Here is a 26,361-nt window from a genome sequence, read left to right on the forward strand (position 1 = left end):
TGGAGAATAACCGGTCACCGGGATTCGGACCATGCGCCGGATCGACGTCAGGACCGGACGCAGGTCAGCCGGCGATCATTTCCGCCCGCACGATCTCGATCTCGTTGGCCGAGCCCAGCGCCACGGGCACGCGCTGGTGCAGCTTGGTCGGCTGAAGGTCCAGCATGTCCTCGGCGCCCTGGATCGACCGGCCGCCGGCCCGCTCGACCAGCAGGCTCATCGGATTGGCCTCGTACATCAGCCGCAGCTTGCCGGGCTTGTCCGGCTCACGGGCGTCCCAGGGATAGAGGAAGACGCCGCCGCGCATCATGATGCGGTGGACGTCGGCCACCATCGAGGCGACCCAGCGCATGTTGAAGTTCTTGCCGCGCGGCCCGTCCTTGCCCTTCAGGCAGCCGTCGATGTAGCGGCGCACCGGCTCGGCCCAGTGGCGCTGGTTCGACATGTTGATCGCGAACTCGGCCGTGTCGGCCTTGATGCTCAGGTTCGGATGGGTCAGCCGCCACTGGCCCTCGGCGTCCAGCGTGAAGCCGTCGACGCCGCCCGACAGGGTCAGGACCAGCATGGTCTGCGGGCCATAGACCGCATAGCCGGCCGCGACCTGGTTTCGGCCCGGCTGAAGGAAGTCGCCTTCCGTCGGCGCATGGTCGACGGGCGCCGGCAGCACCGAGAAGATCGTGCCGACCGAAACATTGACGTCGATATTGCTGGAGCCGTCCAGCGGATCGAAGGTGACGAGATAGCCGCTGACGCGGCCCGTCGGCTCGACCTCTTCCATCTCCTCCGAAGCCAGGCCCGCCACCGGCGCGCAGGCCTTCAGGGCGTCGCTGAGCATGTCGTTGGTGATGACGTCGAGCTTCTTCTGCTCCTCGTCCTGGACATTGGTGCTGCCCGCCGCGCCCAGGCTGCCCGACAAGGCGCCCGCGGCCACGACGCGGCTGATCCGGGCGCACGTCGCCGCGATGGTCAGGACGACGTCCTTGAGCGCGGCGTCGGCCGGCTCGGCCGCGAGCCGGGCGGCCAGGTCGACAAAGGGGGTCATGCTTATCCTTGAACCGAGAGCGAGGCGGCCGCCTTTATACGGCCGGCGTGACAGCCAGGTCTCAAACCTTCCGCTTCATGCGAACTTCGCGGACCGTGCCCGTCGAGGAGTTCATCACCAGCGTATGGGTGTGGACGCAGCCGTCGCGGAAGATCACGCCGTCCAGCAGACCGCCGCGCGTCACGCCGGTGGCGGCGAAGATCGCCTCGTCGCGAACGATCTCGTGCAGATCGTACTTCTTGTCCAGCTCGACGATGCCCCAGCGCGTGGCGCGGGCGCGCTCGTCGGCGTTGCGGAACAGCAGCCGGCCCTGGAACTGGCCGCCGACGCACTTCAGCGCCGCGCAGGCCAGAACGCCCTCGGGCGCGCCGCCGGAGCCCAGATAGAGGTCTATGCCGGTCGAGGGATCGGCCGTGTTGATCACCCCGGCCACGTCGCCGTCGGTGATCAGATGCACGCGCGCGCCCACCGAACGGACGCCGGCGATGATCTCGGCGTGGCGGGGCCGATCGAGCACGCAGACGGTGATCTCGGACGCCGGAACGCCCTTGGCTTCGGCCAGCGCCTTGACGTTGTCGGCGGGCGAGCGGTCGAGGTCGATGACCCCCGCCGGGAGGCCCGGCCCGCAGGCGATCTTGTCCATATAGGTGTCGGGCGCGTTCAGCAGCGTGCCCTTCGGCGCCCAGGCCATCACCGTAAGGGCGTTGGGCTGGGACTTGGCCGCCAGGGTCGTGCCCTCCAGCGGATCCAGGGCGATGTCGATCTTGGGACCTTTGCCCGTGCCGACCTTCTCGCCGATATAGAGCATCGGCGCCTCGTCGCGCTCGCCCTCGCCGATGACGATTTCGCCGTCGATGTTCAGCTCGTTGAGGGCGTTGCGCATGGCGTCGACGGCGGCCTGGTCGGCGGCCATCTCGTCGCCCCGCCCCAGCATCGTCCACGAGGCGATGGCGGCGGCCTCGGTCACGCGAACGGCGTCCAGGACCAGGGAACGGTCCAGGGTGTTCGAACTCATCCGTCTCTCCCGACCTCCCGGGACGCGGAAGGCCTGTTTCCCAATGTCGCCTTCGAGGCCGGCTTTTCCCGGTCGTTAGATGCGCGCGACGCGCAGAAGGCGGGGACGCTCTAGCACGGTCTGCAGCTTTTCGATGCGGCTAATCGCATCCAGCAGGTTGGATTCCGGCGTCGCATGGGTAACGAGCACGATCGGCACCCCGCCCGCTCCTTCCACGGGCTTTTGCAGGAAGGCGTCGATCGAAACCGCGCATTCGGCCAAGGTTTCGGAGATGGCGGCGATCACGCCCGGCTGATCCTTGGCCATGATCCGCAGATAGGCCTTGCCCACCGCGCGGGCCGGGTCAATGGCGATGAAGGGCTTCAGCGCGCCCGCCGGGGCCTGGAACACCGGGCGCTGGGCGTTGGTCATCACGTCGGCGATGTCGGCGGCGACGGCGGCGGCCGTGGGCCCCGCGCCCGCGCCCGCCCCTTGGATAAAGATCCGGCCGATCCGCTTGCCCTCGATGAACAGCGCGTTCAGCGCGCCGCCCGCCTGGGCCAGAGGATGGTCCAGCGGGGCCAGCGACGGATGCACCTTCACCGCCACGCCATCCTCGGTCTTGGCCGCGCTGGCCACCAGCTTGATGCGGTAGCCCAGGTCCTTGGCCAGCTTGATGTCGAGCAGTTCGACGTCGCTGATGCCCTCGATCTCGGCGGCCGCGAAGTTCGGCGCGCAGCCGAAGGCCAGGGCCGCCAGGATGCTGATCTTGTGGCCGGCGTCGAAGCCGCCGACATCGGTGGTCGGGTCGGCCTCGGCATAGCCCAGGCCCTGGGCCTCGCGCAGCACGTCGGCGAACGAGCGGCCGGTCTTCTCCATCTCGGTCAGGATGTAGTTGCAGGTGCCGTTGAGAATGCCGGCCACCGAGGCGACGTCATCGCCGACCATCGCCTCGCGCAGCATCTTCACCGCCGGCGTGCCGCCCATCACGGCGGCCTCGAACAGCAGCGGGACGCCTTGCGATTCCGCCAGGGCCGCCAGTTCGGCGCCGTGCACCGCGATCAGGGCCTTGTTGGCGGTGACCACCGGCTTGCCGGCCTTGAGCGCCGTCTCGACGGCGGCCTTGGCGGGGCCGTCGCTGCCGCCGATCAGCTCGACGAACAGATCGATGTCCGGCGAGGCCGCCAGGGCCACCGGGTCGTCGAACCAGGCGAGGCTCGAGATATCGACCGGACGCGCGCGCGTCTTGTTGCGGGCCGAGACGGCGGTGATCACGGCCCGGCCGCCGGCCGGCGCGAAGTCCGGACGCTCGGCGAGGAATTGCAGCAAGCCGCCGCCGACGGTGCCCAGGCCCGCGACGCCGACGCGCCAGGTCTTGTTGGTCATCTCGAAATCCCCGGTCGAACGGCTCTAGGCCTGTTCCATCTTGTTGTGCGCCTTGGCCAGGATGGAATCGGCGTTGGCGATGAATTTCTTCACGTTGCGCGCGGCCTGGCGGATGCGGTGCTCGTTCTCCACGAGACCGATGCGGACATAGCCTTCGCCGTACTCGCCAAAGCCGATGCCCGGCGCGACGGCGACGCCGGCCTCCTCGATCAGCAGGCGCGAGAACAGCATCGAGCCCGCCTCGCGGTAGGCCTCCGGGATCTTGGCCCAGGCGAACATCGAGGCCGGCGGGTTGGGAATGTCCCAGCCGGCGGCGGCCATCGACTTGATCAGGGTGTCGCGGCGGCTCTTGTAAATGCCGCGGATCTCGTCGACGCAGTCCTGCGGCCCGTTCAGCGCCGCGGCGGCCGCCACCTGCACCGGCGTGTAGGCGCCGTAGTCGAGATAGGACTTCACCCGCGCCAGCGCCGCGCAGATGCGGCTGTTGCCGACCACCATGCCCACGCGCCAGCCGGCCATGGCGTAGGTCTTGGACAGCGAATTGACCTCGACCGCGATGTCCTTGGCGCCGTCAACCTGCAGCACCGACGGCGGCGGGTTGTTGTCGAAATAGATCTCGCCATAGGCCACGTCGCTGATGACCAGCAGGTCGTGCTTCTTGGCCAGGGCGACGGCGTCCTTGTAGAAGTCGAGGCCGACCCACTGGGCGGTCGGGTTCGACGGATAGGACAGGATCATCACCGACGGCGGCGGCACCGAGTGCTTCACCGCGCGGCTGATGTTGGACAGATAGTCCTCGGGCGACAGGGCCGGCACGTGGCGGATGATGCCGCCGGCCATGATGAAGCCGAAGGCGTGGATCGGATAGGCCGGGTTCGGGCAGATGATCACGTCGCCCGGCCCGGTCAGCGCCTGGGCCAGGTTGGCGAAGCCTTCCTTGGAGCCCAGGGTGGCGATCACCTCGGTGTCGGGGTTCAGCTTCACCCCGAAGCGGCGGCCGTAATAGTTGGCCATGGCCTTGCGCAGGCCCGGAATGCCCTTGGAGGCGGAGTAGCGGCCGGCCTTGGGGTCGCGCGCGGTCTCGATCAGCTTCTCGACGATGTGCGGCGGGGTCGGCATGTCGGGATTGCCCATGCCGAAGTCGATGATGTCGACGCCTTCGGCGCGAAGGCGCGCCTTGATCCGGTTGACCTCCTCGAAAACATAGGGCGGGAGGCGGCGAATACGGTGAAAATCGGTGCTCATGAGGGCTCTGTGCGCCGCATCGGCGCTCTGGGAGCGAAAAGTCGGGCATGGATAGACCCCCAGCGGGGCCAAGCCAAGCCAGCTACGGGAAGATTATGCCTCCGTCGCCCTATTGGGGCCGTGACGGAGGCGCGCTAGCTCGGCTGCGGAGGGCGCGCGCGAAGGCTTCGCTTTCCGCGCGCTCGGCGTCGGTCGGCGCCTGCAGGGCGGCGGGATTGGCGTCGCGACGCGCCTTGGCCGCGTAGGCCTCGGTGTCCTTCAGCTCCCAGGTGTTCGGCGCCACGGCCTTGGTCAGGGCCTCGCCGGCGACCTGCTGCTGAGCGACGGCGGCGCGGATCTGGGCCGCGGTCGGTACGTCCTTCGGCACGGGGGGGATCTCGGAGAACTTCCGATGCGTCCCCCGGGTCTTGGCCGCGGCGTTCACGGAAGCGGCGATCGGCGAGCTGGGATCGACCGGGGCCGTCGAGAACGGGGTCGCGCACGCGGTCGCCCCGACGGCCAAGCCGACGATCAGGCCAACACGTACGATTTTGCGGGTTTCGCCGTTCATTGGTTCTGGTCTTATGCGATGATCGCGGCGAGCGAAAGGCGTCCAGCGCGGCTTTTCGCGATCAAGATAAGGGACAAGCGGAGGAAACCCCATGGCCACGGCGAAGGCCGCTTCCAAGCCCCGGAAAAAGGCCGCTTCGACGGCGGAGTCCGCTGAACCCAAGGCCAAGGCCGCGCCAAAGGAAGCGCCTCGGACGACCAAGGCCAAGGCGGAGCCGCCGCCCGTCGAGCCGCCCCCGAAGACCGAATCAACCGCGACGGGCCGTGAATCGCATGGCGCGGTCCCGCCCTTCGCCCCGATGCTGACGCCCGACCAGTTGAAGATGGTCGAGACGCTGTCGGCCAATCTCGCCCGCGCGGCGGTGACCGCCCAGGGCGCGATCGCCGAGGCGGCCCTGCGCCAGGCCGACCGCCCCGCCGCCCTGACGCCCGATCCCTTCCATGTCGCCCCGGCCCTGAACGAGGTGGTGGCGCGCCTGGCCGCCCAGCCCGACCGGCTGATGCGGGCCCAGGCCGACCTCTTTGGCCAGTACATGGACCTCTGGCAGGCGACCGCGCGACGCGCCGCCGGCGAGGAAGTGGCCCCCGTGGTCGCCCCGGCGGCCGGCGACAAGCGCTTCAACGATCCGGACTGGGCGTCGAACCCGATGTTCGACCTGATGAAGCAGTCCTATCTCCTGTCCTCGAACTGGCTGAACAACCTGGTGGCCGAGGTCGACGGCGTCGATCCGGCCACCAAGCGCCGCGTCGAGTTCTTCACCAAGATGCTGACCGACGCCTTCTCGCCGTCGAACTTCCTGATCTCCAACCCCGCCGCCCTGCGCGAGGTGGTGCAGACCCAGGGCGAAAGCCTGGTCAAGGGCATGGAGAACTTCGCCGCCGACCTCGAGCGCGGCGGCGGCCAGCTGGCGATCAGCCAGACGGACCTGGCCAAGTTCAAGGTCGGCGAGAACGTCGCCACCGCGCCGGGCAAGGTCGTCTATCAGAACGACATCCTGCAGCTCCTGCAGTTCAACCCGACCACCGAGACGGTCCGCGAGATCCCGCTGCTGATCTTTCCGCCGTGGATCAACAAGTTCTACATCCTGGATCTGCGCCCCGAGAACTCGATGATCCGCTGGCTGACGGGCCAGGGCTTCACCGTGTTCGTCGCCTCGTGGGTCAATCCCGACCAGACGCTGGCCGCCAAGACCTTCGAGAACTACATGTTCGAGGGGATCTACGACGCGACCCAGCAGGTGATGACCCAGTGCGGCGTTGATCGGGTCAATACCGTCGGCTACTGCATCGGCGGCACCTTGCTGTCGGTCGCCCTGGCCCACATGGCCGCGCGCGGCGACAGGCGGATCAATGCGGCCACCTTCTTCGCCGCCCAACAGGACTTCGCCGAGGCCGGCGATCTGCTGCTGTTCACCAACGAGGAATGGCTGCAATCCATCGAAAAGCAGATGGACCAGGCGGGCGGCTTCCTGCCCAGCCAGTCTATGGCCGACACCTTCAACGCGCTGCGCGGCAACGACCTGATCTGGTCGTTCTTCGTCAGCAACTATCTGATGGGCAAGGAGCCGCGGCCCTTCGACCTCTTGTTCTGGAACGCCGACCAGACGCGGATGCCCAAGGCGCTGCACCTGTTCTATCTGCGCAACTTCTACAAGGACAACGCCCTGACGACGGGCAAGCTGGACCTGGGCGGCGAGCACCTGGATCTCTCCAAGGTCACGATCCCGATCTACGTCCAGTCGTCTAAGGACGACCACATCGCGCCCTATCGCAGCGTCTATCGCGGCGCCAAGGCCTTCGGCGGTCCTGTGACCTTCACCATGGCCGGCTCGGGCCACATCGCCGGCGTGATCAATCACCCGGACGCCAGGAAGTACCAGCACTGGACCAACGAGGCGCTGCCGGCGGAAGTCGGCCAGTGGATCGCCGGCGCGACCGAGCACCCGGGCTCGTGGTGGCCGCACTGGGCGGCGTGGCTCAAGGCCCGCTCGGGCGACGAGGTCCCGGCGCGCGACCCCGCCAAGGGCCCGCTGAAGCCGCTGGAGGACGCGCCGGGCTCTTTCGTGCTTGTGAAGTCACAGGCCTAGACTTCCTCGCCTGATCGACCGCCGTTCGCCCAAATCCCGCCACGAGCGCGGCGGAGCTTCCGCGCCATGCTCACGCTTGACCGCAGGACCACGCTCGGGATGTTCGTCGCGACGCCGTTCATGGCGGGCGCGAACCCCAGCCACGCGCTGATCCCGGACGCCGGTCGCAAGCTGGCGGCGGCGGCGCGGGAACAGGTCGGCGTCACGGTCGACTACGATCCCAGCTACCGCAATATCGGCTATCCGAACGGCGACGTGCTGCGCACCAGCGGCGTCTGCTCCGACGTGCTGGTCCGCGCCGCCCGCGACGCCTGGGACATCGACCTGCAGCGGCGCGTGCACGAGGACATGGTCAAGGCGTTCGAGGCCTATCCCTCGCGGCGGGAATGGGGGCTGACCAAGCCGGACGCCAATATCGACCACCGGCGGGTGCTGAATCTCGAGACCTTCCTGGCGCGCCAGGGCGCCAGCCTGCCCCTGCCCCCGCCCCGCCCTCTCGGCGGCGACGCGTTCGACGCGCCGGAGCCCGGCGACGTCCTGACCTGGCGCCTGGCGGGCGGACGGCCGCACCTGGGCGTCGTGGTCGACGGCCCCAAGCACGCCCACGTGGCGCACAACATCGGCTACGGCGTCCGCGAGGAGCCGCTGTGGATGTTCAAGCTGCACAGGACCGCCGGTCACTACCGCTGGCGGGTGTGAGGGCCCGTCCTCGCCCGGAGTTCATCCTCGGGCCGACCTGCGGTCGGACCCAGGGGACAAGCTCAGGTGAGGACTACTTTCGCGGCGTTCAGTAGCATACCTCACCCTGAGCCTGTCGAAGGGCGAGGTATGCGGCCCCTCTATAGCCCCGCGTCTTCCTTCAGCCCCAGCGCGATGTTCAGATTCTGCACCGCCGCGCCCGAGGCGCCCTTGCCCAGATTGTCGAGCACCGCGACCAGGCGCGCCTGACCGCTGGCGTCCGAGCCGAACACGAACAGCTTCAGGCGGTTGGTGCCGTTCAGGCCTTCGGGATCCAGGGTCGTCAGGTTCTTGGCCTCGTCCAGCGACGCGACCTCGACGAAGGCCTCGCCCTTGTAGTGCTTCTCCAGGGCCTCGTGCAGCTCGCCCAGAGAGGCCGCGCCGTTCAGGGTCGAAAAATGCAGCGGCAGCTCGACGATCATGCCCTGGCGGTAGCGCCCCACCGCCGGCGTGAAGATCGGCCGGGTCAGGAGGCCGCCGTGCCTCTGCATCTCGGGCACGTGCTTGTGGCCCAGCGACAGGCCGTAGATCCGGTACGGAACGGTGGTGAAGTTGGCGGCGCCCTCGTCCTCGAACTCGGCGATCATCGCCTTGCCGCCGCCGCTGTAGCCGGAGACGGCGTTGTACGAGACCGGCAGTTCCGGCGGCAGGATGCCGGCGCTGACCAGCGGGCGGGTGAGCGCGATCGCGCCGGTCGGATAGCAGCCCGGATTGGAGATCCGCTTGGACTTGGCGATCTTGCCGCGCTGGTCCTTGTCCAGCTCCGGAAAGCCATAGGCCCAGCCCTCGGCGGTGCGGTAGGCGGTGGAGGCGTCGATGATCACCGTGTTCGGGTTGGTGACCAGCGACACGGCCTCCTTGGCCGCGTCGTCGGGCAGGCACAGGATCACCGCGTCGGCGCCGTTCAGCATCTCGGCCCGCGCCTCGGCGTCCTTGCGCTTGTCGGGATCGATCGAGACCAGCTGGAGGTCCTCGCGGGCCAGCAGGCGCTCGCGGATCTGCAGGCCGGTGGTGCCGGCTTCGCCGTCGATGAAGACCTTGGGGGCGCTCGCCATGGCGGACTCCGTGCTGACCGGAGGTCAGGTGACCAGAAAACAGAGACAGAAATGAAAAAGGGCGCTTCGGCCGAACCGAAGCGCCCTTTCCAAACGCGTGCGAACCGCGCTTAGCGCTTCGAGAACTGGAAGCTGCGGCGGGCCTTGGCCTTGCCGTACTTCTTACGCTCGACGACGCGGCTGTCGCGGGTCAGGAAGCCGTGCGGCTTCAGGACCGGGCGCAGGCCGGGTTCGTAGTGGGTCAGGGCCTTCGACAGGCCGTGACGGATGGCGCCGGCTTGGCCCGACAGGCCCGAGCCTTCCACCGTGACGGTGACGTCGAATTGACCCAGGCGGTCGGTCACTTCCAGCGGCTGGGCGATCATCATGCGCAGCACCGGACGGGCGAAGTAGATCGCCTGGTCGCGGCCGTTAATGGTGATCTGGCCCTTGCCCGGCTTGATCCAGACGCGAGCGATCGCGTTCTTGCGCTTGCCGGTCGCGTAGGCGCGGCCCTGGGCGTCGATCTTCGGTTCGGCCGGGGCGGCCGCTTCCGGGTTGCTGGACAGGCCGGCCAGCGCGTCAAAGCCTTGAGCGTCGGTCATAGCTTACAGGCTCCGGATGTTCTTGGCGTTGCGGCCCGCGAAGTCGACGACTTCGGGGTTCTGCGCTTGGTGCGGGTGCTCGCCGTTGTTGTAGATGAGCAGGTGGGTCAGCTGCTTGCGAGCCAGCGGGCTCTCCTTGGGCAGCATGCGCTCGACGGCCTTTTCCAGGACGCGCTCGGGGAAACGACCGCCCAGCACCTTGCGCGGGGTGGTTTCCTTGATGCCGCCCGGGTGACCGGTGTGGCGGTAATAGACCTTGTCGTCCATCTTCTTGCCGGTGAACTTCACCTTGTCGGCGTTGATGACGACGACGAAGTCACCGCAATCGACGTGCGGGGTGTAGTCGGGACGGTGCTTGCCGCGGAGACGCATGGCGATGAACGTCGCCAGACGGCCGACAACGGCGTTCTCGGCGTCGACCACGATCCACTTCTTCTCGACCTCGGCTGGCTTCAAGGAAGCCGTGATCTTCTGCATGGGATTGATCCGTAATTTCTAGGCGTCCGAAGCCGAGAAATCCGGTTTCGTCCGTGTGAGGCGCGGCATGTACGGGAGGGTTCGCGGCCTGTCAACAACGCGACGCGGAAAACTTGTAAATTTCAACGGAAGCAAGGACTTAGGCGATACGGTAATATAATACCGCTCAATCCTCCGCTCGGAGGACGAAGCGGCCGTCGAACGTGTGTCCGACAGCCGCCCAAGACGTCAGCGCGTCTTCGCCGCCGCCGACCCATCGAAGCCGAAGGCGTGGCGCATGACCTGGAAGATGTAGCTTTCCTCGACCACGCCGCGCAGCAGATAGGCCTGGGGGCCGTCGGCGAACACGCCAACGTCCTCGCCCGCGTGGGCCGAGCTCGGCAGGTTGACCACAGAGTCCTGCAGATATTCGGCGTCCTCGGTGTCTTCCTTGGCCGGATCGCGACGGGTGTCGGTTCCCTTGGGACCGCCCGGGCCGGTGACGAACATCAGGGTGGTGTAGGCCTTGCCGTCGCCGCCGCGCACCGGGTCGCCCTCGTTGCCGGCCACGCCCAGGATCGGCGCGTTGCGGGCGGAATAGCCGGAGATCACCAGGCCATGGCTGTGGTCGGCGGTGACGACCACCAGCGTGTCCTTCAGATCGACCTTGGCCAGGACGGCGGCGATCGCCTTCGAGAACTCGACGGTCTCGGTCAGGGTGCGCTTGGCGTTGTTCAGGTGGCTGCCCATGTCGATCTTGCCGCCCTCGACCATCAGGAAATAGCCGTTCGGGTTCCTGGACAGCACGTCGACGGCGGCGGTCGCCATCTCGGCCAGGGTCGGGACGCCCTGCCCCAGCTTGGCGCGCTCGACCTCGTAGGGCAGATGCTCGGGCGCGAAGAGGCCCAGCACATGACGCGTATCGCTGGGGACGGCCTTCAGCTGATCGACCGTGGTGACGTAGGCCGAGCCGGCGCCCCGCGCCTTCAGCCATTCGGCGGTCAGGTCGCGCCCGTCGGCGCGCGCGCCCACGTCCTGGCCCTTGGGCAGGAAGCGCGAGCGGCCGCCGCCCATGATCACGTCCATCCGCAGGGCCTCGGGCGCCTCGATCAGCTGGCGGGCGATGTCCTTGCAGCCGGCCTGCTTGGCCGCGGCCGGCATGTCGGCGTCGCCTTCCCAGTCGCGATAGGCGGTGTGGGCGTAGGCCCCGGCTGGGGTGGCGTGAGTGACGCGCGTGGTGGTCACCGCGCCGGCGGCCTTGCCGTGCAGCTTGGCCAGCTCGGCCAGGGTCTGGATCGCGGTTCCCTTCTCGCTCTCGCACCGGCCGCCGATCGCCGCGCCGCTGAGGCCGATGATCTTGTTGCGGGTCTTCACGCCCGTCATGATCGCCGTGATGCCGGCGGCGCTGTCGGTGACCTGGGTGTCGTGGCTGTAGGTCTTGGAGAGCGCCGCGTAGGGCAGCTTCTCGAACGACAGCGAATTGGACTCGCCGTCGAGGCCCTTCTGCTGGCCGTCATAGATGCGGGCGGCCGTGACGGTCGAGATGCCCATGCCGTCCCCCAGGAACAGGATGACGTTCTTGGCCTTGCCGGTATTCGGAACCACGGCCATCTGCCGGGCCAGGGCCGCTTCGCCGGCCTTGAAATAGGGGTCGGCGGCGCTGACGGCGGCCGGCGTCTGGGCCGACGCGAGGGCGGGAATGGCGACCAGCGCCAGGGCGAGCGAACGGATCACGGCCACACTCCTGATGGGAACGGCCCGGATGTGCCGTGGGCGTGTGACAGTTGTTTCGGCGCGGGGCCGCGCTTGGTGAACTTTGGGGGCGAACCTAGGGCCGGCGCACCCGCCAGGCGAACACCGTGGCGGTCGCTAGCAGCACCGCCGCCCCAGCCTGGTGCAGCACGCCCAGCGTGATCGGCACGCGGGCCATCAGGGTCCAGATCCCCAGAGAGGCCTGCAGGGTCACCACGATCCCCACCGCCAGCGCGACGGCCTTGGCGCCGGCGGCCAGCGGGCGGTCGCGACGGGCGGCGAACGCGACGGCGAGGCCCGCGACGAACAACGCGTAGGCCATAAGCCGGTGATGCAGCTGCACCGCGGCCTGGCTGTGCGCCAGGGTCGCCCACAGCCCGTGGCCCGCATAGTCGGCCGGGAAGACATGGCCGTTCATCAGCGGCCAGTCGTTATAGACCAGGCCCGCGTCATTGCCGGCCACCAGCGCGCCCAGCAGACACTGGAAGAAGACCGCGCCCAGGAAGGCCAGGCTCCAGCCCCGCCAGGGCGAGCGCTCCTCGGCCCGCGGGGAGCCGCTCCAGGCGTCGAGGCCCGTCCAGATCAGCAAGACGAACAGGGTCAGGGCCAGGCCCAGGTGGACCATCAGCCGCTCGGGCGCGACCGAGACGCGCTCGGAAAGGCCGCTGGACACCATCCACCAGCCGACCAGCCCTTGCAGACCGCCCAGCCCCAGCATCGCCGCGCAACGCCAGATCAGGCGACGCGGGATGTCCCGGCGGATCAGGAACACGACGAACGGCAGGGCGAAGGCCGCGCCGACCGTGCGGCCCAGCAGCCGGTGCGCCCACTCCCACCAGAAGATGCCCTTGAACCCCTCGAGCGTCATGTCGGGATTCACCAGCTGGTACTGGGGGATCTTCTTGTAGAGCTCGAAGCTTTCGCGCCAGGCCTGGTCCGACATCGGCGGCAGCGCGCCCATGATCGGCTTCCACTGGGTGATCGAAAGCCCGGAGCCCGTCAGGCGGGTGGCCCCGCCGACGACGACCATGGCGAACACCATGGCGGCCACGATGAACAGCCAGACGGCCACGGGGCGGGAGCGGTCGGAGCGCAGGAAAGACGTCATGAGGTCGGAAAAGCGTCACTTCTGGGCCGAAATGCGGCGCGTCTTCCCTACGCCCGACCTGGCGCCGCTTCAACGGCCTGATCGCTCAGCATGACTGCGTAGTCGGATCGTGCGAGAAGCTGGGATCTCGAGGCGGGCGGAGGCGACGATGAGCGGCATGGGCGTGTTCGCGGCGGCGGTGATCGGCATTCTGGCCGGCTGGATCGCCGACCTCGTGCTGGCGCGCCGGCATTCGCTGTTCATCAAGCTCTTGATCGGCGTGATCGGCTCGTTCATCGGAGCGTTCATCGCCTCGCGCATCGATCTGCATCTCGCCGGCTTCCTCGGCGAACTGATCGTCTCCAGCGTGGGCGCGATCCTGTTCCTGGCCGTGCTCGGCCTCATCCGGAGACCCGCTTGAGCGCTCCTCTCATTCCGGCCCGCCCGCGCAAGCTGATCGGCTCGCTGGGCGTGATCGCCATCCTGTTCGTCTGGATCTGGGCCTTCACCAGCCTCTACGACCGCCTGCCTCAGAACCGGCTTCTGCACCTCGCCTACTTCGTGGTGCTGGGCGTGGGCTGGGTGCTGCCGGTCATTCCGCTGATCTCGTGGATGGGCAAGGCGGACAAGCCGCTGGACGTCGGCCAGAAATAGACGCGCCGAAAATGAAAAAGGCCACCCCGAGGGGCGGCCTTTCGACTTCCGCGAAATGGTCGGAGCGACAGGATTCGAACCTGCGACCCCTTGACCCCCAGTCAAGTGCGCTACCAGGCTGCGCCACGCTCCGACGCGGAAGGAGCGCCCTTATAGGCGCCGGTCCCCCCGAGGGCAACAGCGATTTCGGACGAAATCAGCCCTGCTCCAGAAGACGGTCCAGACGCGACTTCACGGCGGTCAGATCGGTCAGGGCGAAGGCCAGGCGGGCGCGGGTTTCGCCGTCCAGCCGGGCCGGCGGCCGCGTCGGCGCGGCGTAGTCGGCGTCGGGATCCAGATTGGCCGCGCCGTTCGCGCCGAGGCCGGCGGCGATCACCTGGGCCAGGCCGTGATCGCGATGCAGCTTCTGCACGCCCTTGATGGTCAGGCCCTCGCTGTGCAGCAGCGTGCGGACGCCGTTCAGCACCGCGACGTCCTGCGGCCGGTAGAAGCGTCGCCCGCCAGCCCGTTTCATCGGGCGAATGAACGAGAACTTGGTTTCCCAGAAACGCAGGACGTGCTGCGGCACGCCCAGCTCCTCGGCGGCTTCGGAGATCGTGCGGAAGGCGTTCGGCCCCTTCGCCACCGCGTCAATCCCTAGTCGCCGAGCGCGCGGTCGATTCGCGCCTTCATCACCTGGGAGGCCCGGAAGCCGATCACCCGGCGCGGCTCGATCTCGGCCGGTTCGCCGGTCTTAGGATTGCGGCCCATCCGGGCCCGCTTGGCGCGCACCTGAAAGACGCCGAAGCCGGAAAGCTTGACCGTTTCGCCCTGCTCCAGGGCCTCGGCCACGAGATCCAGGGTGCGTTCGACCAGTCCGGCGCAGTCCTGACGGGTGAGTCCGACCTCTTCATGGACCGCCTCGCACAGGTCGGCCCGGGTCAAAGTAGCGCCCTTCATGCAACCCCCTTCACGCGTATCCCGGCGGAGAACCCCGGTCCGCGACGGCCGCCCTCAGGCCTTCGCGCCAATATCCGCCGATGCCCTCATGCCGCGATTATCGCATGAAGTCAAAGACTCAAGGTCAGGAGTTCATCTCCCGCGAAAGGAAGGGGCAAGCTGGGCCGTCAAAGACGAACGACGCAGGCGCCCCAGGTCAGCCCGCCGCCCATCGCCTCGAGCAGCAGCAGGTCGCCCTTCTTGATCCGGCCGTCCTTGATCGCGTGCGCCAGCGCCAGAGGGATCGAGGCGGCCGAGGTGTTGGCGTGGATGGCGACGGTGGAGATCACCTTCTCCTCGTCGATGCCGCAGCGATGGGCCACGCCCTGCAGAATGCGCTGATTGGCCTGGTGCGGGATGAACCAGTCGACCTCGGCCACCGCCACGCCGGCCGCCTGGGCCGCGGCGTGGATCGCCTCGGAAATATTGACGACGGCGTGCTTGAAGACCTGGTTGCCCAGCATCCGCAGCTTGCCGACCGTCCCGGTCGTCGACACCCCGCCGTCGACATAGAGCAGATCCTGCTTGGTCCCATCGGCGCGCAGCGCAAAACCCAGCACGCCCGGGTCGGCCGTGGTCCCCTCGCCCGCCTTCGGCTCCAGCACGACCGCGCCGGCGCCGTCGCCGAACAGCACGCAGGTGCCGCGGTCGCTCCAGTCCATCAGACGGGTCATGGTCTCGGCGCCGATCACCAGCGCGCACTTGGCGTGCCCGCGCGCCACGAAGCCGTCGGCGACGCTGAGCGCGTAGACGAAGCCCGAGCACACCGCCTGGACGTCGAAGGCGATGCCGACCGGAGCCCCCAGCTTGCGCTGGACGATGGTCGCGGCGGCGGGGAAGGTCAGGTCGGCCGTGGTGGTGGCGACGATGATCAGGTCGACCTCGGCGGCGGTCTTGCCCGCGTTGGCCAAGGCCTCGCGAGCGGCCTCGACGGCCAGGTCCGAGACCGGCTGGTCGTCGGCGGCCTGGTGCCGCTGACGGATGCCGGTTCGCTCGACGATCCATTCGTCGCTGGTGTCGACGAACTTGGCCAGGTCGTCATTGGTCACGACCTTCGGCGGCAGGTACGCGCCGACGCCGGTCACTACGCTACGGACTAAGCTCACTCGGCCGCTCCTTGGTCCTGCCCCGACGCCGGGGCTTCGTCCTTGGCCGCGGCGGCGGTCAGGCGCTGCAAGTTTCTATCGATCTGGGCCCGGAAATCGCTGCGCGCGAGGTTGACGGCGACCCGCAGGGCCGACTCGAAGCCGTTGGCGTCCGCGCCCCCGTGGCTCTTGACCACGATTCCATTCAGGCCCAGCAGCGGCGCGCCGTTGACCCGGCTCGGGTCCAGCCGCTTGCGCATCTTGGAGAGCGCGCCCGAGGCGATCAGCGCGCCCAGCATGGCCAGCGGCCCCGAGGTCAGGGTGCTCTTGATCTCGCTTGAGAAGAACCGCGCCATGCCCTCGGCGGTCTTCAGGGCGACATTGCCGGTGAAGCCGTCGGTGACGACCACGTCGACCGTGCCGTAGGCGATGTCGCTGCCCTCGACAAAGCCGTGATAGTCGAAGTCCAGCTTGGCCTCGCGCAGGATCGCGTGGGCCTCGCGGACCTCCTCGTGGCCCTTCTCGTCCTCGGAGCCGACGTTCAGCAGCCCCACGGTCGGGCGCTTGGCGCCGTGCATGGCGTGGTGGAAAGCCGCGCCCATGATCGCGAACTCGATCAGTTGGTCGGCGTCGCTCTGGACATTGGCCCCGACGTCCAGGACCGTGGTCACGCCCTTCATGTTCGGCCAGTTGGCGACGATGGCCGGACGCTCCAGGTCCGCGCCCATGCGCAGAATCAGCTTGGAGATCGCCATCAGCGCGCCGGTGTTGCCGGCCGAGACGCAGGCGTGGGCCTCGTTGGCGCGCAAGGCCTCGATGGCGTTCCACATCGACGAGCCCTTGCCCCGGCGCATGGCTTGGGCGGGCTTCTCGTCCATGCCGATGGCCTTGTCGCAGTGGCGAACCTCGCTGACCGCGCGCGCCTTGGGATGCTTGGCCAGCTCCGCTTCGATCGCCGCGGCGTCGCCGTGAAGGAGGAAGCGCACGCCGGGCAGGCTCTGGGCCGCCTGGGCGATCCCGGGCGCCACGATGGAGGGACCATGATCGCCGCCCATGGCGTCGACCGAGATGACGACTGATTGAGACACTTGGCGCTGTGAGCTCCGGCAGGCGGTCCGGCCGCCCTCAAGGCGGCGGACGATACATCCGCGTGAATATCACGCAAGCGGTCGAGTCGGGCGTCGGGTCCGCCTTATGGACCCGATCTCTTGGACGGGAGCGTAACGGAAGCCGAAAGCGCCCGCGCGTTCGGCCGTCACGCTCCTAGCCCTCGTCGCCCCTCGGTTTCAGGCTCTTGAGCGCCGCGAACGGGGAAAGCTCCACCGGCTCGGGCGGCTGGACGAACACCGCGCCCGGCTTGCGCGGGAAGGGATCCAACTCCAAGGCCAGATGCTCGACGACGTAGCCCGAGACGTCGATCGTCTCGCCCTCCAGCACGTCCGGCGGATCATCGCCGTCGGGATCGATGCCGAGATCGCCGAACTCCTCGCGCGGCGCGTTCTCGCTGTTGGCCGGCAGGACCCGGAGCTCGAAGCGGGCGTCGATCGGGGTTTCGAAGTCGTCGGCCGTGGCGCTGCACGTCTGGACCACACGCGCCCGCAGCACGCCGGACACGGTGGCCCCGTCCAGCCACGAGGTCAGGAACACCTCGGCGTCCAACGCCTCGAGGCTGACGAGGCCCAATTGCTTGGCGATCGCCTTGCGCTGGTCGGCGCTCGGCTCCAGGCGCAGCTTCACCGCGCCCCGGTCCACTTGCGCCAGAGAGATCTCGCACGGCCAGCCGGCGGTCACGGGTTCGGCCATGTCACGTCTCCTTGCAGCACGGCGTCCAGCGGCCGCGCCGCCAGCGCCTCGCGCGTCTTGATCAGATAGGCGCTCAGGGCGGCGACGTCGCCCTCGCCGCGCTCCTCGAACGCGGTGCGGGCCAGGAAGTCCCGAACCGCCGTCTCGTCGGGCAAGCTGGCGACGGCCTCGTCATAGGCCTTCAGCCGTCCATAGAAGGCGCCGGCCAGCTTCTTCATCTTCTTGCCGACCGAGGTGTCCGCCACGCCGATCTCGCGGAAGGCGTCGTCCAGGCCCTTCACATAGGCGTCGAACACGGCCTGCGACGTCTCGGCCGCCAAGTCGCCCTGCCCCTTCAACCGCTCGATCAGCAATATGACGTGCAGGCTGAAAAGCTCGAACCGCCCCTCCATCGAGTCGCGGACGCCGAAATCCCGGTAAAAGACCGGCGAACGCGCCTGGGCCACGGCTCCGGCGTAGAGCTTGGCTCCCGCGGCCTTGGCGGGTCTGGGCTTGAGCAACCTGTCCAGAAACATGAAACGCCTCGATTTCGCCGCGACATCCCGCTAGACGCGGGGTCCGCTTTCACGCGGGCATTGAACTAAGCTCCCGCGGGCGATAGGTCAAAGTCTGCATTTTTCCGGTTCGGAGCCTCGATGTCTCGCCCCGCCGTCTTCGCCGCCGCTCTTCTCGGCCTGGCGATCGCCACCTCGGCCTGTACGCCGCTGACCAGCTATTCCGGCTTCCAGGCCATCGAGGCCAAGCCGGCCGACATGAAGGTGGGCCAGGACAGCAAGTCGACGCTGATGGAGAAGCTGGGCTCGCCGTCGGCGGTGTCGACCTTCGACAACAACACCTGGTACTACATCTCGCAGACGACCGACCGCGTGGCCTTCTATCTGCCCCGGGTGATCAAGCGCGACGTGGTGGCGATCAAGTTCAACCCGGCCGACGAAAAGGTCGCCTCGGTGAACACCTACACGCTGAAGGACGGCAAGGTGATCGCCTATAACGGCCGCGAGACCCCGACCCGCGGTCGCGAGATGACCATTCTCGAACAGCTGCTCGGCAACGTCGGTCGCGGCGGCGTGCTGCCGCAAGACGACGAGGCCCCGGGCCAACGTCCGGGCGATCGCCGCTAGTCTTCGTCGACTATCCGACGCTTTCGAAGAGCCGCCCGTCGTGAAGATGGGCGGCTCTTTCGCGTTTCGAATGCGGCCTCAGCTGAAGACATGGCGGACATCCCGCGATGGTTGCGGCGCTCTACTTTTAGCCGTCCGATTTTACTGAAGCGCGCCAAGTATCGAAGCTTGGCCGCAAGACTTCTTAAACTCGAATTGGGGAAAGCTCCGCGACAAAGCGGCGCACCCGAAAAAGCGAGGACGGGGCCGCGGCGGGAGGCGCATGGTGGAAAGCATGGATCTGCGCGCTCTGACGATCTTGCTCGTCGACGACAACGCCAACATGCGCAAGGTCGTGGGAGCCATCCTGAAGGCGGCCGGCGTGCGCCACATCCTCGAGGCCGAGGACGGCCTGAGCGCGCTGAAGACCGTTCAGGCGCGGGAGGTCGACATCGTCTTCACCGACCTGATGATGCAGCCGGTCGACGGCCTGGCGTTCATCCGCTGGATTCGCACGTCGCCGGCGAGCCCCAATGTCTTCCTGCCCATCATCATGATGACGGGCCACGCCACGCGGCGCACGCTGAACGAGGCGCGGATGGCCGGCGTCACCGAGTTCCTGGCCAAGCCGCTGACCGCGCGCGGGGTCATGCACCGCATCAACGAGGTGATCAACAATCCCCGCCCCTTCGTCCGCGCGACGGAATATTTCGGGCCGTGCCGGCGGCGGCGGATCGATCACGACTTCCAGGGCGCCGAGCGACGCGGCGCGGCCCTGCCCGATATCCGCGACGCCCTGACGGAGATGGCGCCGGAAGACGTCTACTGATCCGCTCCAGGGCTCGAAAAGGACGCTTAAACAGCCAAGTAAAACGCCCCGGAGTCTCCTCCGGGGCGTTCGCCTTTCAGCATGATCGCGAGGATCAGCCGCCGTGGGCCAGGACGGCCAACAGCAGCAGGGCCACGATGTTGGTGATCTTGATCATCGGGTTCACGGCCGGACCCGAGGTGTCCTTGTAGGGATCGCCGACGGTGTCGCCCGTGACGGCGGCCTTGTGGGTCTCGCCGCCCTTCTTGTGCAGGACGCCGTTCTTGTCGGTGAAGCCTTCCTCGATCACCTTCTTGGCGTTGTCCCAGGCGCCGCCGCCGCTGGTCATCGAGATGGCGACGAACAGGCCCGTGACGATCACCCCCATCAGCATGGCGCCGAGGGCGGCGAAGGCGTCGACCTTTCCGGCGATGGCCTTGATCACGAAGAACAGAACCACCGGCGAGACCACCGGCAGCAGGCTCGGCACGATCATCTCGCGGATGGCGGCCTTGGTCAGGATGTCCACGGCCTTGCCGTATTCGGGCTTGACCGCGCCGGTCATGATGCCGGGGTTCTCGCGGAACTGACGACGCACCTCGGCGACCACGGACTCGGCGGCGCGGCCGACGGCGGTCATCGACAGACCGCCGAACAGGAACGGCAGCAGGCCGCCGAACAGCAGACCGACCACGACATAGGGGTTGGACAGGTCGAACGTGACCGCGCCCATGCCGTCGAAGAAACCGCCCGGCGTCGCATTGGCCGAGAAGAACTTCAGGTCCTCGGTATAGGCGGCGAACAGCACCAGGGCGCCCAGACCGGCCGAACCGATGGCGTAGCCCTTGGTCACGGCCTTGGTGGTGTTGCCCACGGCGTCCAGGGCGTCGGTGGTGACGCGAACTTCCGGCGGCAGGCCGGCCATCTCGGCGATGCCGCCGGCGTTGTCGGTGACCGGGCCGAAAGCGTCGAGGGCGACGATGAAGCCGGCCAGCGACAGCATGGTCGTGGTGGCGATGGCGATGCCGAACAGGCCCGCCAGATTATAGGTCACGACGATGCCGACGATGATGGTCAGGGCCGGCAGGGCCGTGGCTTCCAGCGACATGGCCAAGCCCTGGATCACGTTGGTGCCGTGCCCCGAAACCGAGGCTTGAGCCACCGACTTCACCGGACGGAAGCCCGTGCCGGTGTAGTACTCGGTGATCATCACGATGGCGGCGGTGACGGCCAGGCCGACCATGCCGCAGTAGAACAGGCTGTTGGCGTCGAAGGTGCGGGGACCAACGGTGACGGCCGCCGGAACCAGCTGGTGGATCACGTACCAGACCGCCGGGATCGACAGGACGCCGGTCACGATCAGGCCCTGATAGAGGGCCGCCATGATCTTCTGGCTCTTGCCCAGGCGGACGAAGAACGCGCCGATGATCGAGGTGACGATACAGACCGCGCAGATCGCCAGCGGCAGCAGCATCATCGAACCGATCGCCTCGGACCCGCGGAAGAAGATCGCCGCCAGCACCATGGTGGCGACCGTGGTCACCGCATAGGTCTCGAACAGGTCGGCCGCCATGCCGGCGCAGTCGCCGACATTGTCGCCCACGTTGTCGGCGATGGTGGCGGCGTTACGCGGATCGTCCTCCGGAATGCCGGCTTCCACCTTGCCCACCAGGTCGCCGCCCACGTCGGCGCCCTTGGTGAAGATGCCGCCGCCCAGGCGGGCGAAGATCGAGATCAGCGAGGCGCCGAAGCCCAGGGCCACCAGCGAGTCGACGACCACCCGGTCCGAACCGTCATGGCCGGTCGACAGCAGCACGTAGTAGTAACCCGCCACGCCCAGCAGGGCGAAGCCGGCGACCAGCATGCCCGTTACGGCGCCCGAGGTGAAGGCCATCGACAGGCCCTTGGCCAGGCTCTCGGACGAGGCCTGGGCGGTCCGCACATTGGCCCGGACCGAGATCAGCATGCCCGCGAAGCCGGCCGCGCCCGACAGGATCGCGCCGAGGGCGAAGCCGACGGGTTGCTCCCAGGACTTGAAGAAGATCGCCAGCACGGCGATCACCACCACGCCGACCAGGCCGATCGTGGTGTACTGGCGGTTCAGATAGGCCTGAGCCCCTTCCTGGATCGCCGCGGCGATCTCCTGCATCCTCGCATTGCCGGCCGAGGCCCGCATCAGACTGGCCGTCTGGGCGGCGCCGTACAGCACCGCCAGAAGCCCGGCCCCGATGGCCAGATAAAGCCAAAGACTCATTAGGTTCTTCGCCCCTTCGCGCTTCTCAATCACGAGGGGGACGCCGGTCCCGTCGGCTAAGGCATGACACGCGTCAAAACCGCCGGCCGGATCGACGGGCGGGCCTTATGGCCTCGTGCCCCCTCGATGCTCCCTGAAAATGACGCTCGGAACGGCGTCATCCATCGAACACTGTCAGATGGTCGAGAGGCGCGCAACCCGCGTCGGCGCAAGCGTTTGCGAAAGGCCAAGCGTCAGCTTGGGCCGCGAATCAGGGGTGAAGGACACCCTCGCCCGCCGGCGCCGCGGCGTTCGGCTTGGGCGGCATCAGCTGCTGGCGGGGGATCTGCTTGACGATCTCGACCGAGGCCACCTTGCCCTTGCCGTATAGGGCGTTGCACTGGCTCATCACGAAACCGGTCAGGCGCGGCCCGTCCACTTCCTTCCAGGTGTCGGGGCGCGTGAACGGCGTCTTGAAGGCCGCGCGGATGATCGCGTCGCGCAGTTCCGGCTCCTTGTCCTTGAAGGCCTCGACCTGGGCGCCCGAGGACAGCTTCAAGGTCATGGCGACGAAGACGTAGTTGACGATCCGGCCGTTGGCGATGATCGGAATGGTCATAGAGCCGAGCTTGTAGGTCGGGTCGAGCGCCTGGCCCTCGCCCTCCTTCTTCTCGCCGGCCAGGGCGGGACCCGCGACGAGCGCGCCGGCGGCGGCGAGCAGATCGCGACGCGAGAATCGGACGGGAGAGCGGGCGTTGGCGGCGGTCATGAGCGTCACGCCTAACCCACAGACCTTGAGATTGGCCTAACCGTGCAGCCAGCCCAGCCGCGAGGGCGTCACGTCACGGCCCTTGTAATAGGCCGAGACCCCCTCGCCTTCGACGAACTCGCCGATCTCGCTGACCTTGACCCCCGCCGCGGCCGCGGCGACGCGGAACGCCCAGGCCTCGTTCGGATCGACCGCGCAGACGATCTCGTAGTCGTCGCCGCCAGAGGCCAGGCGGATCCGGCCCTCGACCTGCTCGGGTTGCTCATCCAGCCAGGCCTGGGCGCCGGGCGAAAGCGGCAGCCGTTCCAGGTCGACCCGGACGCGGCAACCGCTGGCGATGGCGATGTGGCCGCTGTCGGCGAGCAGGCCGTCCGAGACGTCGGCGGCCGCCTTGGCGTGCACGCGCATGGCGTCGCGAAGCGTGACGCGGGGTTCGGGCTGGCGATAGCGGCGCAGCAAGGCGCCGTCGGAGTCGACCACCTCGCCCCACTGGGCCAGCAGGCCGAGCCACCCGTCGCCGATCGTGCCGGAGACCATCAGGCGGTCGCCGGGCTTGGCGCCGCGACGCAGGATCGCCCCGCCCTCCGGCGCCCAGCCCAGCAGGGTGGCCGAGACGACGAGCGGACCCGAGGTGGTCACGGTGTCGCCGCCCAGCAGCGAGATGTCGAACAGCGCGCCGTCCTCGGCCAGGCCCCGGGCGAAGGTCTCGCGCGAGGCGACGTCCGCGCCGGACGGCCAGCCGACCGCCAGGAAATAGCCGTAGGGCTCGGCGGCCTTGGCGGCCAGGTCCGAGAGATTGGTCCGCAGCAGCTTGCGCGCGACGAAGTCGAGCGGCTCCTCGGGCAGGAAGTGCACGCCGGCGACCATCGCGTCCTTGGTGATCACCAGATCATGGCCTGGCCGCGACGGCAGGACGGTGGCGTCGTCGAGGAGGTCGAGGGCCGCGGGATCGCCTCGGGTCAGGGGCCGCAGCAGACGGGCGATATGATCGAACTCGGTCGCCGGCGCGACCGCTGTCGGCGGCGCGTCGTCTTCGGCGAACCAGTCGTCTTCGTCAGTCTCTTGCATCACGGGCGATCGCGTCGAGGGCGCCATTGATGAAGCCTGACTCAGGACCTTCAAAAAAGGATTTAGCGATCTCGACATATTCGTTGATGACGACCTCGGTCGGAACGTCCGGTCGGAACATCAACTCGAAGGCGCCGGCGCGCAGCACCGCGCGCGCGGTGGCGTCCAGGCGCTCCAGGCGCCAGCCCGAGGCCAGGCGCTTGACGACGCCCTGGTCGACCTTGGCCTGGTTGCTCACCACGCCGCGCACCAGCTCGGCGAAGAAGGTCTCGTCGGCGGCGGCCAGACGCTCGCCCTCCACGTCGCGGTCGAAGCGGTGCTCGCCGAACTCGCGGATGACGGTGTCGACGCCCGCGCCCGAGACTTCCATCTGGTAGAGGGCCTGCACGGCCGCGAGGCGCGCCACCGAGCGCGGTTGGATGCGCTCGCCGCTCATCGGACTTGCCCCAGCAGTTGCCGCTTCAGGGCGATGGTTTCCAGACAGGCCTTGGCCGCGGCGCCGCCGCGGTCGCCTTCGCTGACCTTGGCGCGGCTCCAGGCCTGGGCCTCATCGTCGACGGCCAGGACGCCGAAGCCGATCGGCAGGCGCCGGCCGATGCCGAGATCCTGCAGGCCGCGGGCCGTTTCGTGCGCGACCAGCTCGAAGTGATAGGTCTCGCCCCGGATCACCACGCCCAGGGCGACATAGCCGTCATAGCGCACGCCGACGGGGCGATGACCGGCTTCCTCGGCCAGGGCGATGGCCGTCGGGATCTGCAGGGCGCTGGAAACGGTGATGACGTCGTAGTCCGCGCCTTGGGCCTCGATGGCCAGGGTCGCGCCGCGCAGCAGCTCGTCGGCGACGCCCGAATGGCTTCGCCCCTCCACGATCAGCAGGCGGATCTTGTCCTCAACCATGTCGCTCGAATCTCCACGGCGACGCTTGCGGCGCGCCTAAACAAACACACACCAGGGATTAACGGATTATGGCTCTTCTTCGCCGCCGTCGCTCAGACCTTCCTCGGTCAGGAACTTGGCGAAGTCGCTGGTTTCCTTGAAATCCCGATAGACCGAGGCGTAGCGGACATAGGCGACGTCATCTAGGGATTTCAGAGCCTTCATCACCATTTCGCCGACGGTGGACGACGGGAGCTCGGTTTCGCCCATGCTTTCCAGCTGCCGGACGATGCCGTTGATCATCCGCTCCACCCGCTCGGGCTCGACGGGCCGCTTCTGGGTGGCCAGCGCGATGGACCGGACGAGCTTGTCGCGGTCGAACGGCGAGCGCCGCCCCGAACGCTTCAGGATGATCAGCTCGCGAAGCTGAACCCGCTCGAACGTCGTGAAACGGCCACCACATTCGGGGCACATCCGGCGACGCCGGATGGCCGCGCCGTCTTCCGACGGGCGGCTGTCCTTGACCTGGCTTTCGGCATGTCCGCAGAAGGGGCAGCGCATGATCTAGCCCCTCCCGGCGGCTTCAGGGCCATTAGTTGTAGATCGGGAACCGGGCCGTCAAGGCCAGCACTTCCTCGCGCATCGCCGCTTCCACCGCCGCGTTGCCCTCGGCGCCGTTGGCCGCCAGGCCGTTCACGACCTCGCCGATCAGCTCGCCCACGCGAGTGAATTCGGCCTCCTTGAAGCCGCGCGTGGTGCCGGCCGGCGTGCCCAGGCGGATGCCCGAGGTCACCGTGAACGGCGCGGTGTCGAACGGCACGCCGTTCTTGTTGCAGGTCATGTGGGCGCGCTCGAGGCTGTGCTCGGCGTCACGGCCGGTGACGCCCTTCGGACGCAGGTCGACCAGCATCAGGTGGCTGTCGGTGCCGCCCGAGACGATGTTGACGCCCGACTTCAGCAGGGCTTCCGACAGGGCGCGGGCGTTGGCGATGACCTGGTGGGCGTAGTCCTTGAACGCCGGCTGAAGCGCCTCGCCGAAGGCCACGGCCTTGGCGGCGATCACGTGCTCCAGCGGGCCGCCCTGCAGACCGGGGAACACGGCCGAATTGACCTTCTTGATGATCGCCTCGTCATTGGTCAGCACCAGGCCGCCGCGCGGACCGCGCAGGGTCTTGTGCGTGGTCGTGGTGACGATGTGGGCGTGCGGGATCGGGTTCGGATAGGCCCCGCCGGCGATCAGGCCGGCATAGTGGGCCATGTCGACCATAAGATAGGCGCCGATGCCGTCGGCGATCTCGCGGAACCTGGCGAAGTCGATCTGGCGGCTGTAGGCGCTGCCGCCGGCGATGATCAGCTTGGGCTTCTCGCGCTGGGCGATCTCGGCCACGCCGTCATAGTCGATCAGCTGATCCTGCTGGCGGACGCTGTAGCTGACCGGCTTGAACCACTTGCCCGACTGGTTGGCGGGCGAGCCGTGCGTCAAATGGCCGCCGGCGGCCAGGTCCATGCCTAGGAACGTGTCGCCCGGCTGCAGCAGGGCCATGAACACCGCCTGGTTGGCCTGCGAGCCCGAGTGCGGCTGGACGTTGGCGAAGCCCGCGCCGAACAGGGCCTTGGCCCGCTCGATGGCGATCGTCTCGATCTCGTCGACATATTCGCAGCCGCCGTAATAGCGCTTGCCCGGATAGCCCTCGGCGTACTTGTTGGTCAGGATCGAGCCCTGGGCCTCCAGCACCGCCTTCGAGACGATGTTTTCCGAGGCGATCAGCTCGATCTGGTTCTGCTGGCGATCCAGCTCGCGACCGATGCGGTCGAAGATGTCCCGGTCGGCGGTGGCGAGGTCGGCGCCGAAGAAGGCGCTGGTCGGGGCTTGGGTCATTTCGCTCTCCGGGCGTTGGGAGGAGTCGGCAGAGGCGCCTTCTTTAACGGGATAGGCGCGGCGATCAATCGTGGAACCACCCGTCTCGTCGCGCGTTGCCGTCCCGCAGGGCGCATCCGACTCCCTGCGGAAT

At 68.0% G+C, this 26,361-nt stretch carries 29 protein-coding genes and 1 tRNA gene; 6 read left to right on the plus strand and 24 right to left on the minus strand.

Annotated features, from left to right (window positions below):
* Positions 1-64: 64 nt before the first annotated feature.
* The 5 genes from Q0V34_RS11620 to Q0V34_RS11640 all read right to left on the minus strand — a co-directional run bounded on the left by Q0V34_RS11620 (position 65) and on the right by Q0V34_RS11640 (position 5,217).
* Positions 65-1,042 carry a class 1 fructose-bisphosphatase gene (locus tag Q0V34_RS11620; RefSeq protein WP_297511884.1) on the minus strand — a complete coding sequence of 326 codons (978 nt, stop codon included), beginning with the start codon at positions 1,040-1,042 and terminating at the stop codon, positions 65-67.
* Positions 1,043-1,103: 61 nt separating this feature from the next.
* A complete protein-coding gene (glpX, locus tag Q0V34_RS11625) occupies positions 1,104-2,057 on the minus strand; it encodes a class II fructose-bisphosphatase (protein ID WP_297511886.1) in 954 nt (317 codons plus the stop codon).
* A gap of 75 nt (positions 2,058-2,132) precedes the next feature.
* Positions 2,133-3,422 carry a homoserine dehydrogenase gene (locus Q0V34_RS11630; RefSeq protein WP_297511888.1) on the minus strand — a complete coding sequence of 430 codons (1,290 nt, stop codon included), beginning with the start codon at positions 3,420-3,422 and terminating at the stop codon, positions 2,133-2,135.
* 24 nt (positions 3,423-3,446) lie between these two features.
* Positions 3,447-4,667 (minus strand): LL-diaminopimelate aminotransferase, encoded by a 1,221-nt coding sequence (locus tag Q0V34_RS11635; protein ID WP_297511890.1) that lies wholly within the window; start codon positions 4,665-4,667, stop codon positions 3,447-3,449.
* 109 nt (positions 4,668-4,776) lie between these two features.
* Entirely contained in the window at positions 4,777-5,217 is a 441-nt protein-coding gene (locus Q0V34_RS11640) for a hypothetical protein (RefSeq protein WP_297511892.1), read from the minus strand.
* A 91-nt stretch (positions 5,218-5,308) separates the two neighbouring features.
* On the opposite strand from Q0V34_RS11640, the gene Q0V34_RS11645 reads away from it, so the two are divergent.
* Positions 5,309-7,303 (plus strand): class I poly(R)-hydroxyalkanoic acid synthase, encoded by a 1,995-nt coding sequence (locus Q0V34_RS11645; RefSeq protein WP_297511893.1) that lies wholly within the window; start codon positions 5,309-5,311, stop codon positions 7,301-7,303.
* A gap of 66 nt (positions 7,304-7,369) precedes the next feature.
* The gene (locus Q0V34_RS11650) at positions 7,370-8,002 is read left to right on the plus strand and encodes a DUF1287 domain-containing protein (protein ID WP_297511895.1); all 633 of its coding nucleotides are present in this window, start codon (positions 7,370-7,372) and stop codon (positions 8,000-8,002) included.
* 140 nt (positions 8,003-8,142) lie between these two features.
* On the opposite strand, the gene argC is transcribed toward Q0V34_RS11650, so the two are convergent.
* From argC to Q0V34_RS11675, 5 genes are all read right to left on the minus strand, one after another.
* A complete protein-coding gene (argC, locus tag Q0V34_RS11655) occupies positions 8,143-9,096 on the minus strand; it encodes an N-acetyl-gamma-glutamyl-phosphate reductase (protein ID WP_297511897.1) in 954 nt (317 codons plus the stop codon).
* A gap of 110 nt (positions 9,097-9,206) precedes the next feature.
* Positions 9,207-9,680 (minus strand): 30S ribosomal protein S9, encoded by a 474-nt coding sequence (gene rpsI / locus Q0V34_RS11660; RefSeq protein WP_297511899.1) that lies wholly within the window; start codon positions 9,678-9,680, stop codon positions 9,207-9,209.
* Between the two features lie 3 nt (positions 9,681-9,683).
* Positions 9,684-10,157 carry a 50S ribosomal protein L13 gene (gene rplM, locus Q0V34_RS11665; protein ID WP_297511901.1) on the minus strand — a complete coding sequence of 158 codons (474 nt, stop codon included), beginning with the start codon at positions 10,155-10,157 and terminating at the stop codon, positions 9,684-9,686.
* Between the two features lie 228 nt (positions 10,158-10,385).
* A complete protein-coding gene (locus Q0V34_RS11670) occupies positions 10,386-11,870 on the minus strand; it encodes an alkaline phosphatase (protein WP_297511902.1) in 1,485 nt (494 codons plus the stop codon).
* A gap of 94 nt (positions 11,871-11,964) precedes the next feature.
* Positions 11,965-12,996, minus strand: a complete 1,032-nt coding sequence (locus Q0V34_RS11675; RefSeq protein WP_297511904.1) for a COX15/CtaA family protein — start codon at positions 12,994-12,996, stop codon at positions 11,965-11,967.
* A 148-nt stretch (positions 12,997-13,144) separates the two neighbouring features.
* Here Q0V34_RS11675 and Q0V34_RS11680 point away from each other — a divergent pair, with 148 nt between their 5' ends.
* Positions 13,145-13,396: a GlsB/YeaQ/YmgE family stress response membrane protein gene (locus Q0V34_RS11680; RefSeq protein WP_297511906.1), complete on the plus strand. Its 252-nt coding sequence runs from the start codon at positions 13,145-13,147 to the stop codon at positions 13,394-13,396.
* Positions 13,393-13,629 (plus strand): DUF2842 domain-containing protein, encoded by a 237-nt coding sequence (locus Q0V34_RS11685; protein WP_297511908.1) that lies wholly within the window; start codon positions 13,393-13,395, stop codon positions 13,627-13,629. Before Q0V34_RS11680 ends, Q0V34_RS11685 begins: the two co-directional genes overlap by 4 nt.
* A 56-nt stretch (positions 13,630-13,685) precedes the next feature.
* Here Q0V34_RS11685 and Q0V34_RS11690 read toward each other — a convergent pair.
* The 7 genes from Q0V34_RS11690 to Q0V34_RS11720 form a co-directional block, all read right to left on the minus strand.
* Positions 13,686-13,762: transfer RNA gene (locus Q0V34_RS11690), tRNA-Pro, on the minus strand.
* A gap of 63 nt (positions 13,763-13,825) precedes the next feature.
* Complete coding sequence (locus Q0V34_RS11695; protein WP_297511910.1) at positions 13,826-14,254, minus strand: MerR family transcriptional regulator; 429 nt, start codon at positions 14,252-14,254, stop codon at positions 13,826-13,828.
* An 11-nt stretch (positions 14,255-14,265) separates the two neighbouring features.
* Positions 14,266-14,568: an integration host factor subunit alpha gene (locus Q0V34_RS11700; protein WP_096051474.1), complete on the minus strand. Its 303-nt coding sequence runs from the start codon at positions 14,566-14,568 to the stop codon at positions 14,266-14,268.
* Positions 14,569-14,735: 167 nt separating this feature from the next.
* Positions 14,736-15,713 (minus strand): beta-ketoacyl-ACP synthase III, encoded by a 978-nt coding sequence (locus tag Q0V34_RS11705; RefSeq protein ID WP_297511914.1) that lies wholly within the window; start codon positions 15,711-15,713, stop codon positions 14,736-14,738.
* Positions 15,710-16,780 carry a phosphate acyltransferase PlsX gene (plsX, locus tag Q0V34_RS11710; protein ID WP_297511916.1) on the minus strand — a complete coding sequence of 357 codons (1,071 nt, stop codon included), beginning with the start codon at positions 16,778-16,780 and terminating at the stop codon, positions 15,710-15,712. Before plsX ends, Q0V34_RS11705 begins: the two co-directional genes overlap by 4 nt.
* A 175-nt stretch (positions 16,781-16,955) precedes the next feature.
* Positions 16,956-17,495, minus strand: a complete 540-nt coding sequence (locus Q0V34_RS11715) for a DUF177 domain-containing protein (RefSeq protein WP_297511918.1) — start codon at positions 17,493-17,495, stop codon at positions 16,956-16,958.
* A complete protein-coding gene (locus tag Q0V34_RS11720; protein ID WP_297511920.1) occupies positions 17,480-18,010 on the minus strand; it encodes a ubiquinol-cytochrome C chaperone family protein in 531 nt (176 codons plus the stop codon). The genes Q0V34_RS11715 and Q0V34_RS11720 overlap by 16 nt, the downstream gene beginning before the upstream one ends.
* Positions 18,011-18,130: 120 nt before the next feature.
* Between Q0V34_RS11720 and Q0V34_RS11725 the strand changes: the two genes are divergently transcribed.
* Positions 18,131-18,616, plus strand: a complete 486-nt coding sequence (locus tag Q0V34_RS11725) for an outer membrane protein assembly factor BamE (protein ID WP_297511922.1) — start codon at positions 18,131-18,133, stop codon at positions 18,614-18,616.
* 265 nt (positions 18,617-18,881) lie between these two features.
* Positions 18,882-19,424 (plus strand): response regulator, encoded by a 543-nt coding sequence (locus Q0V34_RS11730; protein WP_297511976.1) that lies wholly within the window; start codon positions 18,882-18,884, stop codon positions 19,422-19,424.
* A 94-nt stretch (positions 19,425-19,518) separates the two neighbouring features.
* Here Q0V34_RS11730 and Q0V34_RS11735 read toward each other — a convergent pair whose 3' ends face one another.
* The 7 genes from Q0V34_RS11735 to glyA form a co-directional block, all read right to left on the minus strand.
* Entirely contained in the window at positions 19,519-21,657 is a 2,139-nt protein-coding gene (locus Q0V34_RS11735; protein WP_297511924.1) for a sodium-translocating pyrophosphatase, read from the minus strand.
* Between the two features lie 250 nt (positions 21,658-21,907).
* On the minus strand, positions 21,908-22,405 hold the full coding sequence (locus Q0V34_RS11740) for a hypothetical protein (RefSeq protein ID WP_297511926.1): 498 nt from the start codon (positions 22,403-22,405) through the stop codon (positions 21,908-21,910).
* Between the two features lie 36 nt (positions 22,406-22,441).
* Positions 22,442-23,500, minus strand: coding sequence for a thiamine-phosphate kinase (gene thiL / locus Q0V34_RS11745; RefSeq protein ID WP_297511928.1), 1,059 nt, complete (start codon positions 23,498-23,500; stop codon positions 22,442-22,444).
* Positions 23,460-23,909, minus strand: coding sequence for a transcription antitermination factor NusB (gene nusB / locus Q0V34_RS11750; protein ID WP_297511930.1), 450 nt, complete (start codon positions 23,907-23,909; stop codon positions 23,460-23,462). Before nusB ends, thiL begins: the two co-directional genes overlap by 41 nt.
* Positions 23,906-24,370, minus strand: a complete 465-nt coding sequence (locus Q0V34_RS11755; protein WP_297511932.1) for a 6,7-dimethyl-8-ribityllumazine synthase — start codon at positions 24,368-24,370, stop codon at positions 23,906-23,908. Before Q0V34_RS11755 ends, nusB begins: the two co-directional genes overlap by 4 nt.
* Positions 24,371-24,436: 66 nt before the next feature.
* The gene (gene nrdR, locus Q0V34_RS11760) at positions 24,437-24,910 is read right to left on the minus strand and encodes a transcriptional regulator NrdR (RefSeq protein WP_297511934.1); all 474 of its coding nucleotides are present in this window, start codon (positions 24,908-24,910) and stop codon (positions 24,437-24,439) included.
* 31 nt (positions 24,911-24,941) lie between these two features.
* Positions 24,942-26,228: a serine hydroxymethyltransferase gene (gene glyA, locus Q0V34_RS11765; protein ID WP_297511936.1), complete on the minus strand. Its 1,287-nt coding sequence runs from the start codon at positions 26,226-26,228 to the stop codon at positions 24,942-24,944.
* Between the last annotated feature and the right edge of the window lie 133 nt (positions 26,229-26,361).

It is taken from the genome of uncultured Caulobacter sp. (assembly GCF_947036865.1).
Lineage (GTDB): Bacteria > Pseudomonadota > Alphaproteobacteria > Caulobacterales > Caulobacteraceae > Caulobacter.